The following is a 14553-nucleotide window of genomic DNA, read 5'->3' as shown; positions in this document are numbered from 1 at the left end:
CCGTTGAACCCCTGCGCCGCTTCGCGCTAGGCTGGCACCAAGAGATATAAGGGGAGAGACAGATGCCCGTTTCCGCCATCGCCGCCCTGTTGCTGGCCGCCGCGCCGCCGCTGCCCGACGGATCGGCGGGGACGCTGCTGATCGGCAACAAGGGCGAGGACAGCATCAGCTTCGTCGATCTCGCGACCGGCCGCGAGGTGGCGCGGCGCGACACCGGCAAGAACCCGCACGAAATCGCCATATCGCCCGACGGCAAGCGCGCCGCGCTCGTCGCTTATGGCGGCAACAGCATCGACCTGTTCGACATCGCCAGCCGCGAGAAGACGGGCACGATCGACCTCGGCGCGAACCAGGCACCGCACGGCATCGTCTGGCTGAAGGACGGCCGCATCGTTGCCACCACCGAGAAGAGCGACACGATCGTGGTGGTCGGCGCCGACCTCAAGACGGTGACCGCGATCCCGACCGGGCAAAAGGCCTCGCACATGGTTGCGGTCTCGCCCGATGCAGCGCGTGCCTATGTCGCCAACATGCAATCCGGCAGCGCGAGCGTGATCGATCTGAAGGCGGGCAGGAAGATCGCCGATCTTCCCGCGGGCAAGGAGCCGGAAGGCCTGGCGCTGACGCCGGACGGCGGCCAGCTCTGGGTCGCGGACCGGCAGGGCGATGTCGTGCGGGTGTTCGATACGAAGTCGCTGAAGCCGGTGGGCGAAGTGGCGGTGGGCAAGAATCCGATCCGCATCGTCGTCACCCCCGACGGGCGGACGGCGATCACTTCGAACCTCGGCGGCGGGGATTTGAGCCTGATCGACGTCGCCAGCCGCAAGGTGACGCGGACGATCACGCTCAGCGGCCAGCAGGGTGCCGGGCAGGTGACAATCCTACTCAATGCGGACGGATCGCGGCTTTATGTGGCGGAGACGGGGATCGACCGGATCGCGGAGATTGATCTCTTCACCGGCAAGCTCATCGGGCGGCTGCCGGCGGGGAAGAACGGCGACGGCCTCGCCATCGCGCCTTAAGCGGACGCGCGGCGAGGCCTCGGCGTGGCTATCGCGCCAGCTTCTTGGCGCCCATGATGCCGAGCACCAGGAAGACGGCGAAGACGACCAGCGCGGCGACGAAGAGGAAGATCGCGATATTGGCGAACGTCCCCGCCGCGCCTGAAAAGCCGAGCACCGCAGCGACGAGCGCGATGAGCGCGGAGATGAAAGCGAGCTTGAGCATGGGTTTCGATCCTTCGATTGCGTTTGGATCGATCAATGCGGCGGGCGCCGGTGGAGTTCCGTCACGCGCTCCTCTCGTTTCATTCCCGCGAAAGCGGGAACCCGGCTTCACCGCCGCCTGGATCCCCGCTTTCGCGGGGATGACATGAGGGGTGATCAGGGCTTGGAGCATCCGGGCGTCGCGATGGAGATTCCGGCGCCTCTGCGCACCAGCAGAATCTTACTGCCGACCCGACAGTTGGCGATTTCTCGCTCATTAGAGGTGAATTGAACGGTTCTGCCGTCTTTCAAACGAACGGTCACGATAGGCCAGTGCGTAAACTTCGATTCCGACAGACCGAAGCGAGTTACCGTTCCCACCTCATATGATCTCGGCCCCGACGGCGCGGGCATCAACAGCGCTATGGCGATGAGACCCGCCGGAAAGAGCGAAGCGAACCCAATCGCTAAGCCATAATGCCGAATCCACCACATCGCGTGCGGAAATATTCGAAGTGAACGCGACCGGGCAGCCCAAACCCTTGGTTGCGATTACGCCGCTCGCCGGTCGCTTTGGCCCAGGACGCCGCGGAGTTCCTCGATGGGGAGGGGGTGGCTGAAGAGATAGCCTTGCGCTTCGGTGCAGCCGCGGTCGAGCACCGCGCTCATCTGCTCCTCGCTCTCGATGCCCTCGACCGTGGTGGTCATGCCGAGCCCGGTGGCGAGGTTGGTGACTGCCTCGATGATCGCATGGCAATCGCCGCGGCCGGCGTCGTCGCGGACGAAGGAGCGGTCGATCTTGATCTTGTCGAAGGGGAAGACGCGCAGGTAGCTGAGCGACGAATAGCCGGTGCCGAAATCGTCCATGACGATGCGCACGCCGAGATCGCGCAGCTTGTTGAGCGTAGCGAGGGTCTCCTCGCTGTCCCGGAGCAGCACCGCCTCGGTGATCTCGAGCTCCAGCCGCACCGGATCGAGCCCGGACTGGGCGAGCGCGGAGACGACGGTGTGGAGCAGCGCATCGCTGCGGAACTGGAGCGGCGAGACGTTGACCGCGATCTTGATGTGATCGGGCCATTGCGTCGCGACGTTGCACGCGTGGCGAATCGCCCAATCGCCCAGCGGGCCGATCAGCCCGCATTCCTCGGCGAGCGGGATGAAGTCCTGCGGCATCATCAGCCCGCGCGTCGGGTGCGCCCAGCGCATCAGCGCCTCGCAGCCGACGACCTCGCGGGTGCCGACTTTGACCAGCGGCTGATAGTGAAGCTCGAACTCGCCGCGGCCGACGCCAGCGCGCAAATCCGCCTCCAGCTCGCGCCGCTCGCGCATGACGCGCTCCATGTCGGGGCCGAAGAAGACGAAGCGGCCGCGGCCCTCGCTCTTCGCGCGATAAAGCGCGACGTCGGCGTGGCGGAGCAACTGATCGGGATCGAGCCCGTCATGCGGCGCCATCGCGACACCGATGCTGCAGCCGATCTGGACGTTGTGGCCGTTGACCTCGAACGGGCGGGTCAGCGCCTCGATCACGCGAGCGGCGAGCTTGGCGACATTGTCGCGTGTCTCAAGCCCGCCGACGATGCAGACGAACTCGTCGCCGCCGAGCCGCGCCACGGTGTCGCGCGGGCGGACGAGCTTGCGCAGACGCCCGGCGACCGCCTGGAGCAGCGCATCGCCGGTCGGATGGCCGAGCGAATCGTTGACGCCCTTGAAGCGATCGAGATCGAGGCAGAGGACGGCGAGCTCGCCGCCGCTGCTTTCCGCATCGCTCAGCGCCTTGCCGAGCCGCTGCGGCAGCTCCGCGCGGTTGATGAGATCGGTGAGCGGATCATGGCTCGCCATATGCGCGATACGGTCGTTCGCCTGCCGCTGGACGGTGACGTCCTCGGTAGTGACGACATAGCCGCCGCCCTGCATGGGGCGGTAATTGACCTCGATCGTCCGCCCATCGCCGAGCTGGCGCGAGAAGACGAGCGGCTCGTTGCGGGTGAGCTGCATCCGCTGGCGCTCGTAATAGACTTCGGGGTCTGCGTTGGAATTGCCGCGATTGATGAAATGCTCGGTGATGTCGCGCAGCGTCACCCCCGGTTTGATGACGTCGGGATCGAAGCCATAGACCTCAATGTAGCGCTTGTTGCAAACGAGCATGCGCAGATCCGCATCGAACATGGCGAGGCCCTGCGCCATGTTGCTGAGCGCGGCATCGAAGCGGAGCGTCTGGGCGCGAAGCAGCGCGTCCTGCTCCTCGAGCTGATTGTTCTTCTGCTCCAGCCGCTCGACGAGCGCGGTGGTGCGCGCGGCGGCGGCGAGCGAGCCGAAGGTCAGATCGTGGATGCTGCGCGCGATGCGGAACTGCAGCGCGAAATAGGCGATGGCGAGCAGCGCGAGGACAGCGAACACCGTGTCCTGCATTACCAGCCATGCGGCGGCGAGCGGGAAGAGCAGCAACGCGCACTGGCCAAGGACGAGGCGCGGCTCGGCACCCGACCGGCCGGTGGTGGCCGTCGCCGCGAGCACCACGCAGGCAGCGAGCAGCTGGACACCGGTGATGTCGGTCAGCGTGCCCAGCCAGCCGAACAGGCCGACCATGCCGGACGAGGTCCAGGAAAGGATGCTGTAGGCGCGCATCCAGCTTGCGACATCGGCCTCGCTGGCGAGCGGCGCCTCCTGGCGCTGATAATAGATTTGCACGCCCCAGCGGATCGCGCCTGACACCAAGATCAGCGCACCGCACAGCAGCAAGGCGGTGCTGCCCGCAATCATGCCCGCAAAGCAGGCCGCGGCCGCGCCGGTGAACTCGCCGCCCGGGATCAGCGTCGCCGGCTGACGGAACAGGCTGTCGACATGCGCGCGGAGGACTTTTTCGTCCGTTGCTTCGTGCGCATCGGCCGTGAAGCCGCTTTCAGATGAAATCCCCATCAGGCGCTCGCTAAAGGCTTAGCCTTAAGAAGCAGTATATCGCGGCGGTATTTCCCGCAGGCGGGACGGAACCGTGACGGCAACGCATCGGTTGACTGGGGAAAGGAGGTCTGCCTGTGCCGATCGAAGAGCCAGCCCCGCCGCCGCAGAAGCGCCCTACGAGCAACATTCTCTTTATGCTGGCGCTGCTGCTGCTCGTCGCCGGCCTTGCTTATTGGGCGATCCGCGCGGTGCCGCCCGCGACGCCCGATCCCACCGCGACCGCCTTTCCCGACCGCATCCCCAACGCGCCGCCGCCGCCCGAGCAATAGCCGCCTTGCGCGGCTCCGGCGGCGCGCTACATCTGCGCCATGCAGAAGCCCATCGTTATCAATCTTCCCCACACGCTCGGCGCCGAGGAGGCGAAGCGGCGGATGCAGAGCGGCATCGGCCAGCTCAAGGATCATATCCCCGGCGGCGCTGCCGACGTGCAGTCGCGCTGGGAAGGCGACCGCATGTTCCTCGACATCCGCGCGATGGGCCAGGCGGTCAGCGGCCATATCGATGTCGAGGAGCGCAAGGTGCGGCTCGAGGTGATGCTGCCCGCGATGCTCGCGATGTTCGGCCCCGTCATCGAACGCGCGCTTGCCAAGCGCGGCGGCGATCTGCTCGAGGACAAGAGCAAGCCCAAGTAGTCCGGCCGCCCGCCACGGACGGCGAGCGCACTTGCGTAGCCCGGCCCTGCCGCTAGCATCGCATCGGCAGGAGGAGCGGGCGATGAGGCATGTCGCGATCGTGGGGTCAGGGCCCGCCGGCTATTACAGCGCGGAGGCGCTGCAGAAGCAGTTCGGCGGCGCGGTGCGGATCGACATCATCGACCGCCTGCCCGTGCCCTACGGCCTCATCCGCTTCGGCGTCGCGCCCGATCACCAGTCGATCAAGGCGGTGGCCAAGCGCTACGAAAAGGTGGCGCTGAGCGACGGCGTCCGCTTCGTCGGTAACATCACTGTCGGCGAGCATGTCCGGATCGACGAGCTCACGGGTCTCTACGATGCGGTGATTCTGGCGACCGGCGCACCCAACGACCGGCCGCTCGACATTCCGGGGGCGGAACTGCCCGGCGTCATCGGATCGGCGGCTTTCGTCGGCTGGTACAACGGCCATCCCGAATTCGCCGATCTCGATCCGCCACTGGACGGCGCGTCCGCGGCAGTGATCGGCAACGGCAATGTCGCGCTCGACGTCGCGCGCATCCTTTCCAAGACGCCGGCAGAGTTCGTCGGATCGGACATCGTCGCGCACGCCTTCGAAGCGCTCGGCAACAGCCGCATCCGCGACATCACCATCCTGGGCCGCCGCGGGCCGCACCAGATCGCGATGACGCCCAAGGAGTTGGGCGAGCTGGGCCATCTCGAAGCCGCGGCCCCACGCGTCGATGCGGAAGACCTGCCGCCGGTGGACGCCGATGCGGCGCTAGAGCCGGGGCTGCGCAAATCGGTGACGCACCTTCGTGACTTCGCCGCGACCGCGACCGAAAAGCACAAGACGATCCATTTCGATTTCTTCGCCATGCCGGTGGCGATCGAAGGCGAGGGCCGCGTAGAGCGGGTGATCGTCGAGCGCAGCCGGATCGACCCCGATGGACGCGCGGTGGCGACGGGCGAGACCTATGCGGTGCCCGCGGCGATGGTCGTCACCTGCATCGGCTATCGCACCCCGCCGATCGAGGGCGTCGCCTATGATGAGGCGCTCGGCCATTTCGCCAATACGGACGGGGTGATCGGGGGCGGGCTCTATTGCGTCGGCTGGGCGCGGCGCGGGCCGACGGGGACGATCGGCACCAACCGGCCGGACGGCTATGAAGTCGCCGAGCGGATCGCGGCGGATTTGGGGGGGGGCGAGAGCGGTGGCGACAGCGGCAAGGCGGGCCGTGCCGGGCTCGACGCGCTGCTGGCGACGCGCGGCGCCGAAATCGTCACCTTCCGCGATTGGCAGAAGATCGAGGCGGCGGAGGTGGCGCAGGCGCGTGACGGCGCCCCGCGCGAGAAGTTCGTGGCGGTCGCCGACATGCTCGACGCCGCGCATTGAGGCGCCCGCGCCGCACTCTGCTCGCGGCATGAAATCGCCTGTGCGACGACGCTTGCGCTCCGCCGGAGCCATGCCTATAGGCGCACCCCTGTCTCCCGCTCGGCCCTCGTGGCCGGACACGGGTCGGGGAGTAGCTCAGCCTGGTAGAGCACTGTCTTCGGGAGGCAGGGGCCGGAGGTTCGAATCCTCTCTCCCCGACCATTTTCCTTTTCGCGTGATGCGTGTCAGCCGCCGACCGGCGTGAAGCGCAGCCGTCGGAGAGCGCGACTTTTGCGTCGCGCGGCGCTAAGATAGCGTCATGCTCGATATCGTCCGCATCCCAGCGCTCAGCGACAATTACATCTGGCTGGTTCACGAACCCGTCTCCGGCGAGACTGTGGTGGTCGATCCTGCCGAAGCCGAGCCGGTGCTCGCCGAGGCGGAGAAGCGCGGCTGGACGATCAGCCAGATTTGGAACACGCATTGGCACCCCGATCACACCGGCGGCAATACGGCGGTGAAGGCGGCGACCGGCGCGACGATCACCGGCCCGGCGGCGGAGGCGGCGAAGATACCGACGCTCGACCGGCAGGTGGCGGAGGGCGATCGCGTGACGATCGGCACCATCGAAGGCGTGGTGCTGGAAACGCCGGCGCATACTGCGGGGCACATCAGCATCCACCTGCCGGACGCGAAGGTGGCGTTCGTCGGCGACACATTGTTCGCGATGGGCTGCGGGCGGCTGTTCGAGGGCGATGCAGCGCAGATGTTCGCCAACATGCAACGGCTGGCCGCGCTGCCGGAAGAGACGGCGGTCTATTGCGCGCACGAATATACGCTCTCCAACGGCCGCTTCGCGCTCAGCGTAGATCCGGACAATGCGGCTCTCGTGAAGCGGATGGAGACAGTCGAGGCGGCGCGTGCGGCGGACGAGGCGACGGTGCCGACGACGATCGGCGCCGAGCGCGCGACCAACCCGTTCATGCGCGCGTCATCGGCGGAGGCGCTAGCTGCGCTGCGCGCCGCCAAGGACAGTTTCCGCGGCTGACGCGTTGAGCGGGGACTGGAGAATGACGATGAAGATGATCCTTAGCGCATCCGCCGTGCTGCTCGCCGCCTGCTCGATGACCGCCTCGGCCAATCCGGATCGGGCCGCACCGGCGCTATCGGAAAAGGACCAGGCCGGGCTGGAGCGCGCGCTCGCCGGCCGCACGCCGGGCCAGCCGCAGAGCTGCGTGCGCCAGCTCGATCTCGGCGCCAGCAAGACGTTCGGCGGTCAGGTGATCGTGTTCGACGGGCCGGGCAGCACCAAATATGTCAACCGCCCCTCGGGCGGCTGTCCCTCGCTGGAATTCGGCCGCGCGATCAAGACGCGGACGGTGAGCACCAACCTGTGCTCGGGCGACATCGCGGTGGCGTTCGATCCGGTGAGCGGCATCGAATATGCCGGCTGCCCGCTGGGTGAGTTCGTGCCTTACCGGCGGGGTGGCTGAGCCTGTTCCCCGGCGAAAGCCGGGGCCCAGCAACAGAGGCTAGCGACTGGACCCCGGCTTTCGCCGGGGAACGACCGTCATCGCGAGGCGCGGAGCGCTGCGGCAATCCAGACGCCGCTGGATTGCTTCGCTGCGCTCGCAATGACGACAGGGTCAGCGCTTGTAGAGCGCGTCGAGCCGCTCGCCGTAGGCCTGTTTCAGGACGTGGCGGCGGACCTTGATCGAGGGGGTGAGTTGCTCGTTCTCCACCGTGAACGGCTCGTCGGCGAGAATGAAGCGGCGGACTTTTTCGATCACCGACAGCTCGGCGTTGACCCGGTCGACCGCATTGCCCAGCGCGCGGACATAGGCGGCATCCTCGCGCAGCGCCGCGGGATCGTTGCGCTTGCCGTGCTCCTTCGCCCACTCCGCGGTCCATTCAGGATCGGGGACGATGAGGCCGACGACATAGGGCCGCTTGTCGCCCACCACCATCGCCTGGACGATCTCGGGGCGGAGAGTGAGCATGCCCTCCACCTTCTGCGGCGCGACATTGTCGCCCTTGTCGTTGACGATCAGATCCTTCTTGCGATCGGTGATGACGATGCGGCCCTTCTCGTCGATATGGCCGACGTCGCCGGTGTGGAGCCAGCCGTCCTGCAAGGCGCGCGCAGTTTCCGCCTGGTTGCGCCAATAGCCCTGCATCACGAGCTCGCCGCGGACCAGGATCTCGCCGTCCTCGGCGATGCGCACCTCGGTATTCTTGAGCGGCGGGCCGACGGTATCCATCTTGAGGCCCGCCGACGGGCGGTTGCAGCTTATCACCGGCCCCGCCTCGGTCTGGCCGTAGCCCTGGAGCAGGGTGAGGCCGAGCGAGTGGAAGAAAATGCCGACCTCCGGATTGAGCGGCGCGCCGCCCGAGACCATCGCCTTGATCCGACCGCCGAACTTCTTCGCGATCTTGGGGCGGAGCGTGCGCGAGAGGAAGAGGTCCATCGGCCGGTCGTAGAGCGGCACGCCGCCGCCATATTCCTTGGCGCCGATCGAAAGCGCGCGGCGCATCAGATAGTTGGAGACCTTGCCCTGCTTCTCCACCGTCTTGAGGATGCGCTGGCGCAGCACCTCGAACAGTCGCGGCACGACGACCATGATGGTGGGCCGCACCTCCTCAATATTGGACGCGAGCTTCTCCAGCCCTTCCGAATAATAGATCTGCCCGCCGAGCCCGATCGGGAACATCTGCCCGCCGGAGTGCTCATAGGCGTGGCTGGCGGGGAGGAAGGACAGGAAGACCTCGTCGTGCCAGCCGAAATCCTCGGAGATCACATTGGTGCAGCCCTCGACATTGTGGAGGACCGCGCCGTGGCTCTGCATCACGCCGCGCGGCGCGCCGCCGGTGCCGCTGGTGTAGATGAGGCAGGCGAGATCGGTCCGCTCGAAATTAGCGCCCGCGGCGCAGCCGGCGACGTCGGCGCTTTCGCCGCCGATCACATCGTCCCAGCGATGGATGGCGAGGGTCGACGCCTGGCCCGAGGGGATCGGCTCGATCGACACGACATGCTCGCAGGCATGGGCGCGGAGCGCGGCGGGGAGGAGGGTGCGCGCGAGCTTGTTGGTCGAGACGATCACCGCGCGCGCGCCGCTGTCGTCTAGGATATGCTGATGGTCGCGCTCGGTGTTGGTGATGTAGGTGGGCACGGTGATGCAGCCGGCCGCCATGATCGCAAGATCGGCGATGCACCATTCGGGCCGGTTTTCGGACACCAGCATCACCATGTCGCCGGGGTTGAGGCCGATCCGCCGCAGCCCGGCGGCGAGGCGCGAGACCGTCTCCGCCGCCTCGCGCCAGCTTATCGATGCCCAGGTGCCTTCATGCTTCGCCCAGAGAAACGGCGCGTCGCCCTTCTCCGCGGCGCGCGTGAAAAACATGGTGACGAGGTTGGGGAAATGTTCGAGCTGGCGCATCAATCCTCCCGTGCCGCGCGGTTTGCCCGCGTCGGTGCTCCCTTGATCATTCGCTGACCGCAGCGCCCTCGCTGCGCGGATCGGCGGCGCCGACCCAGCGGCCGCCCTTCCATTCGATCGCATTGGCCTTGAACCCGGGCGCTGCCGCGACGGCATTCTGGCCCTTGGCCTTGAGCGCCGGGATCATCGCTTCCAGCGGGGTGCCGCGCTCGACACGGACATTGTTGCCCATCGCCACGATCTGCGGAAGCGCGAGCGCCTCCTGCGCGGAGAGATCCCAGTCGATCACGCCGATGATCGCCTTGGCGACCTGCGCGATGATGGTGACGCCGCCCGCCGCGCCGACCGCGAGCCGTACGCTGCCGTCGGGCGCGTAGACGATGCTCGGCGACATCGAGCTGCGCGGCCGCTTGCCGCCCTCGACGCGGTTGGCCGAGGGGGCGCCGCCCTTGTCGGGCACGAAGTTGAAATCGGTGAGCTCGTTGTTGAGGAAATAGCCGTTGACGGTCAGCCCCGATCCGAACGGGCTTTCGATCGTCGAGGTGAGCGAGGCGACATTGCCGTCGCGGTCGACTGCGGCGAGGTGCGAGGTGCCGGCCTCCGGCGTGCTCGCGGTGACCCCGACGCGCGGCGCCCCGGCGGGGGTGCCCGCGCGCGCCTCCGCCATCGCCTTGTCGGCGGAAATCAAGGCGGAGCGGCCGGCGAGGTACGCCGGGTCCATCAGCCCCGCGACCGGCACCCGGACGAAATCGGGATCGCCGAGATAGGCCTCGCGATCGGCATAAGCGAGACGCATGGATTCGGCGATGAGGTGCCAGGCCTCGGGACTGTCCTTGCCGAGCGCCTTCAGGTCGAACCGCTCGAGCTGCTTCAGGATCGCGAAGACGGTGGTCGCGCCGGACGAGGGCGGTCCCATGCCGCAGATGCGATAGCCGCGATACGTGCCGCACAGCACGTCGCGCTCCTTGGCGTCGTAGCTCGCCATGTCGCCCATCGTCATCGCCGACGGGTTCTTGGCGGCGGTGGTGACGGTGCGGACCAGCGCCTCAGCAGGGGCGCCGGTGTAGAAATAGTCGGGGCCGCGCTTCGCGACGCTCTCGAGCAAGGCGGCGAGGTCAGGATTGCGGATGCGGGTGCCGACCGCCTTCGCCGCGCCGGATGCATCGAGCAACTGGTCGCGCCCGCCGCGCGTCATGCCGACATGATCGGTGCGCGATGCGATCATCTCGCGCATCCGCGGTGTGACGTCGAAACCGTCGCGGGCGAGACGGATCGCGGGCTCGAACAGCGCCGCCCAGGGGAGGCGGCCGTGCTGCTCGTGCGCCAGCGCGAACATGCGGAAATTGCCGGGGACGCCGACGCTCTTACCGCCGGGCACCGCCTCGCGGAACGGCATCGGCTTGCCCGCGGCATCGAGGAACAATTGCGGCGTCGCGGCGGCGGGCGCGGTCTCGCGCCCGTCATAGGTGGAAAGGCCGCCCGCCCTGGCGTCGTGATAGACGAGGAAGCCGCCGCCGCCGATGCCCGAGGATTGCGGCTCGACGACGGTGAGCGCGATCGCGGTGGCGATGGCGGCATCGGCCGCGCTACCACCCTTGCGCAGAATCTCGGCCCCTGCCGCCGCGGCGCGTGGATCGGCAGCGGAGACCATCCCCTTGGCACTTGCGGTCGCGGCGGGCCGGGCTTCGGAAACGGCGGGGGACGCGCATCCGCCGAGCATCAGCGCGGCAGCGGCGAAGGCGGGCAGAATCCGGCGCAACATGGCGGCGACCGTAACGCTTTTGCCGCGCTTGGGAAGCGGGGGATTGAAGGAGGCTATGCGCTGTGAGCTGGGCCCCGGCGTTAACCGGGGAACAGGACGGTCAGCCCACCGCTTCTGCGACGCTGGCGAAGCCGTCGCGCCTCAGTAGCGCGGCGAGTTCGGCGACGATGCGGCGGGCGAGGGTGGGGCCTTCGTAGACCAGCGCGGAGTAGAGCTGGACGAGGCTCGCGCCGGCGCGGATGCGGGCATAGGCATCGGCGCCGCTCTCGATCCCGCCTGCGGCGATCAGCGGCAGCGCGCCGCCGGTAGCGCTGCGGAACGCCTTGAGCTTGTCGAGCGCGGGGCCTTTGAGCGGTGCGCCCGACAAGCCGCCTGCCTCGCTCGCGTAACGCGAACGGAGCGGCGGGCGGGCGATGGTGGTGTTGGAGACGATGAGCGCATCGAGCCCGCGCGCGATGGCGACCGCTGCGATGTCGTCGACGTCGGCGCTTTCGAGATCGGGCGCGACCTTGAGGAACACCGGCGGCCCGGCGGCCTCGCGCGCCGCCATCACCGCCGCGAGCAGTTCGTCGAGCGCCCCCTTGTCCTGCAGCGCGCGAAGGCCCGGCGTGTTGGGCGAGGAGATGTTGACGGTAAGATAATCGGCAACGTCCTTCATCGCCGCCGCGCCTTTGGCGTAGTCGGCGATGCGGTCGGCGCTGTCCTTGTTGGCGCCAATGTTGACGCCGACGATCCCAGCGCCGCGCCGCGCGAGCCGCGCGTGCGCCGCAGCCTGGCCGCCATTGTTGAAGCCCATCCGGTTGATCACCGCGCGGTCCTCCGCCAGCCGGAACAGCCGCGGCTTCGGATTGCCCGCCTGCGGCAGCGGGGTGAGCGTCCCGACCTCGACGAAGCCGAAGCCAAGCGCGAGCATTTCGGCGGGCACCTCGGCATCCTTGTCGAACCCGGCGGCAAGCCCGACCGGGTTAGGAAAGTCGAGGCCCGCGACGCGGAGGGGCAGGCGCGGAGCGGCGCGCGCGGGGAGCGGCGTGGCCTTCAGCGCGGCGATCGTCAGGCGGTGCGCGCGCTCGCCGTCGAGCCGGAAGAGTAGGGGGGTGAGCGCGCGATAGAGGGTCATGGCGGCGCTATGGCAGTGGTTCCCGCACTGGTCAAAGCGCCTCCTCGGACGCTACGGTATACCGGATACGACCGTCCAAGAGAGGATCACCCGCCCCCATGACCCGCCTGATGCTGTCCGCCGCGCTGATTGCGCTCGCCGCTCCCGCCGCCGTGGCCCAGAACGCCGCGCCCGCTGCAAGCGCGACCGCCCAGCGGCCCGCCAATGCCGAGCTCGCCGCTTTCTTCGAAGCCTATGACAAGGCGTCGCTGGCGCTGTCGCCGCGCGCCAAGGCCTATCGCGCGATCATCGATGCGGATTACGGCAAGTGGGGCGATCAGTCGGACGCCGCCGACGTCCAGCGCCAGCAGCTCGCCGAGCGCACGCTGGCCGATCTCAAGGCGAAATTCCCGCGCGCTTCGCTCTCGCCGCAAGATCAGCTTTCCTACGACTTGTTCGAGAATATGGTCCAGCGCTCGTCCGGCGCGTTCCGCTTCCGCAAGAACGGCTACATCTTCGACCAGATGAATGGCGTGCAGTCTGGCCTGCCTGCCTTCCTCATCAACATCCACCGCGTGAAGGACCAGGCGACGGCGGAAGCCTATGTCAGCCGGCTGGCGACGATGGATGTCGCGATCGATCAGTCGCTGGCCGAGGCGAAGGCGCGCGCGGATGCTGGGGTGATGCCGCCAAAGTGGGTCTATCCTTATGTCATCAGCGACGCGAAGAATGTCGTCACCGGCGCGCCCTTCGATCAGAGTGGCAAGGATTCGGCGCTCTACGAAGACCTCAAGAAGAAGGTGAACGCGCTCGACATTCCGGCGGCGGAGAAGACGCGGATCATCGATGCTGGCGCCAAGGCGCTCGTCGAGAAGGTGAAGCCCGCCTACGGCCGGATCGTCGCCGAGATGGAGCGCCAGCAGGCGATCGCGCCGACCGACGACGGCGTGTGGCGCTTCGCCAACGGCGCCGATTATTACAACGAGCGGCTCGGCTTTTACACGACCACCGATTACACCGCCGAGCAGATCCACGACATCGGCCTCAAGGAGACCAAGCGCATCCATGACGAGATGCGTGCGATCATGAAGCAGGTCGGCTTCAAGGGCGATCTCAAGGCATTCTTCGAGCACGTCCGCACCGACCCGCGCTACTATCACACGACGCGCGAGGCCTATCTGGCGGAAGTCGACAAGGCGCTGACCCGCATGGAGGCGGCGCTTCCGAACTATTTCAACACGCTGCCGAAGTCCGAGCTGGTGGTGAAGCCGGTGGAGGCGTTCCGCGAGAAATCGGCGGGCAAGGCCTTCTACAACTCGCCGGCGCCGGACGGGTCGCGGCCGGGCACCTATTACGTCAATCTCTACAACCTCAAGGACATGCCCAAGACCGAGCTTGAGGCGCTCGCCTATCACGAGGGCGTACCGGGGCATCACCTCCAGCGATCGGTGCAGACCGAGCTTGGCGACAAGGTGCCGCCGTTCCGCCGCTTCGGCGGCGCGACCGTCTATTCGGAAGGCTGGGGCCTCTACTCGGAGGAGCTGGCCAAGGACATGGGCTTCTACACCGATCCCTATTCGGACTTCGGCCGGCTGGGCATGGAGCTGTGGCGCGCCGGGCGACTGGTGGTCGACACCGGGCTGCACTCGAAGCGCTGGAGCCGCGAGGAGGCAATCCAGTGGCTGAAGGACAATACGCCCAACCCCGACGGCGACATCGAGAAAGGGATCGAGCGCTACATCGTCTATCCCGGTCAGGCGACCGCCTACATGATCGGCAAGCTCAAGATCATGGAGTTGCGCGAGAATGCCCGGAAGGAACTGGGCGACCGCTTCGACATCAAGGCTTTCCACGACGCCGTGCTGCTGCCCGGACCGGTGCCGCTCGATATCCTCGAGAAGAATGTGGCTGCGTGGGTTGCGGAACGAAAGGCGGGGTGAGTTTTCTCCCCTCCCTGCAAGGGAGGGGTTAGGGGGTGGGTCGCGAGCGATAGCGAGCACTCTCGGACCTCCGGGGGCGTTCTCACGGGCATCGAGCCCGCAAGAACGCCGGACCCACCCCTAGCCCCTCCCTTTGCAGGGAGGGGAAGAC

General features: G+C 67.5%; 12 protein-coding genes and 1 tRNA gene. 8 read left to right on the top strand and 5 right to left on the bottom strand.

Annotated features, from left to right (window positions below):
- Positions 1–62 precede the first annotated feature (62 nt).
- Positions 63–1022: a YncE family protein gene (locus tag B9N75_RS03550; RefSeq protein WP_085217559.1), complete on the top strand. Its 960-nt coding sequence runs from the start codon at positions 63–65 to the stop codon at positions 1020–1022.
- Between the two features lie 28 nt (positions 1023–1050).
- Here the strand turns inward: B9N75_RS03550 and B9N75_RS03545 are convergent, their stop codons facing one another.
- Both B9N75_RS03545 and B9N75_RS03540 read right to left on the bottom strand, forming a co-directional pair.
- Positions 1051–1227, bottom strand: coding sequence for a DUF1328 domain-containing protein (locus B9N75_RS03545; RefSeq protein WP_085217558.1), 177 nt, complete (start codon positions 1225–1227; stop codon positions 1051–1053).
- A 530-nt stretch (positions 1228–1757) separates the two neighbouring features.
- Positions 1758–4121 (bottom strand): putative bifunctional diguanylate cyclase/phosphodiesterase, encoded by a 2364-nt coding sequence (locus B9N75_RS03540; protein WP_085217557.1) that lies wholly within the window; start codon positions 4119–4121, stop codon positions 1758–1760.
- A 116-nt stretch (positions 4122–4237) separates the two neighbouring features.
- Here B9N75_RS03540 and B9N75_RS13895 point away from each other — a divergent pair, with 116 nt between their 5' ends.
- The 6 genes from B9N75_RS13895 (at position 4238) to B9N75_RS03515 (ending at position 7660) form a co-directional block, all read left to right on the top strand.
- Positions 4238–4432, top strand: coding sequence for a hypothetical protein (locus B9N75_RS13895; RefSeq protein ID WP_157123674.1), 195 nt, complete (start codon positions 4238–4240; stop codon positions 4430–4432).
- A gap of 39 nt (positions 4433–4471) precedes the next feature.
- Complete coding sequence (locus B9N75_RS03535; RefSeq protein ID WP_085217556.1) at positions 4472–4795, top strand: polyhydroxyalkanoic acid system family protein; 324 nt, start codon at positions 4472–4474, stop codon at positions 4793–4795.
- 82 nt (positions 4796–4877) lie between these two features.
- On the top strand, positions 4878–6188 hold the full coding sequence (locus B9N75_RS03530) for an FAD-dependent oxidoreductase (RefSeq protein ID WP_085217555.1): 1311 nt from the start codon (positions 4878–4880) through the stop codon (positions 6186–6188).
- A gap of 124 nt (positions 6189–6312) precedes the next feature.
- Positions 6313–6389, top strand: a tRNA-Pro gene (locus B9N75_RS03525).
- A gap of 97 nt (positions 6390–6486) precedes the next feature.
- Positions 6487–7215: a hydroxyacylglutathione hydrolase gene (gene gloB / locus B9N75_RS03520; RefSeq protein ID WP_085217554.1), complete on the top strand. Its 729-nt coding sequence runs from the start codon at positions 6487–6489 to the stop codon at positions 7213–7215.
- A 28-nt stretch (positions 7216–7243) separates the two neighbouring features.
- The gene (locus tag B9N75_RS03515) at positions 7244–7660 is read left to right on the top strand and encodes a hypothetical protein (RefSeq protein WP_157123673.1); all 417 of its coding nucleotides are present in this window, start codon (positions 7244–7246) and stop codon (positions 7658–7660) included.
- A gap of 153 nt (positions 7661–7813) precedes the next feature.
- Here B9N75_RS03515 and B9N75_RS03510 read toward each other — a convergent pair whose 3' ends face one another.
- The 3 genes from B9N75_RS03510 to B9N75_RS03500 all read right to left on the bottom strand — a co-directional run bounded on the left by B9N75_RS03510 (position 7814) and on the right by B9N75_RS03500 (position 12483).
- Positions 7814–9604, bottom strand: a complete 1791-nt coding sequence (locus B9N75_RS03510; protein WP_085217552.1) for an AMP-dependent synthetase/ligase — start codon at positions 9602–9604, stop codon at positions 7814–7816.
- Positions 9605–9650: 46 nt separating this feature from the next.
- Positions 9651–11366 (bottom strand): gamma-glutamyltransferase, encoded by a 1716-nt coding sequence (gene ggt, locus B9N75_RS03505; RefSeq protein ID WP_085217551.1) that lies wholly within the window; start codon positions 11364–11366, stop codon positions 9651–9653.
- A 100-nt stretch (positions 11367–11466) separates the two neighbouring features.
- A complete protein-coding gene (locus B9N75_RS03500) occupies positions 11467–12483 on the bottom strand; it encodes a quinone-dependent dihydroorotate dehydrogenase (protein ID WP_085217550.1) in 1017 nt (338 codons plus the stop codon).
- Positions 12484–12581: 98 nt separating this feature from the next.
- Here B9N75_RS03500 and B9N75_RS03495 point away from each other — a divergent pair, with 98 nt between their 5' ends.
- Entirely contained in the window at positions 12582–14402 is a 1821-nt protein-coding gene (locus B9N75_RS03495) for a DUF885 domain-containing protein (RefSeq protein ID WP_085217549.1), read from the top strand.
- Positions 14403–14553: the final 151 nt, after the last annotated feature.

Source organism: Allosphingosinicella indica (genome assembly GCF_900177405.1).
Taxonomy (GTDB): Bacteria; Pseudomonadota; Alphaproteobacteria; order Sphingomonadales; family Sphingomonadaceae; genus Allosphingosinicella; species Allosphingosinicella indica.
Note: the sequence above shows the minus strand (reverse complement) of the source record. Positions and strands in the feature narration are given on the sequence as shown.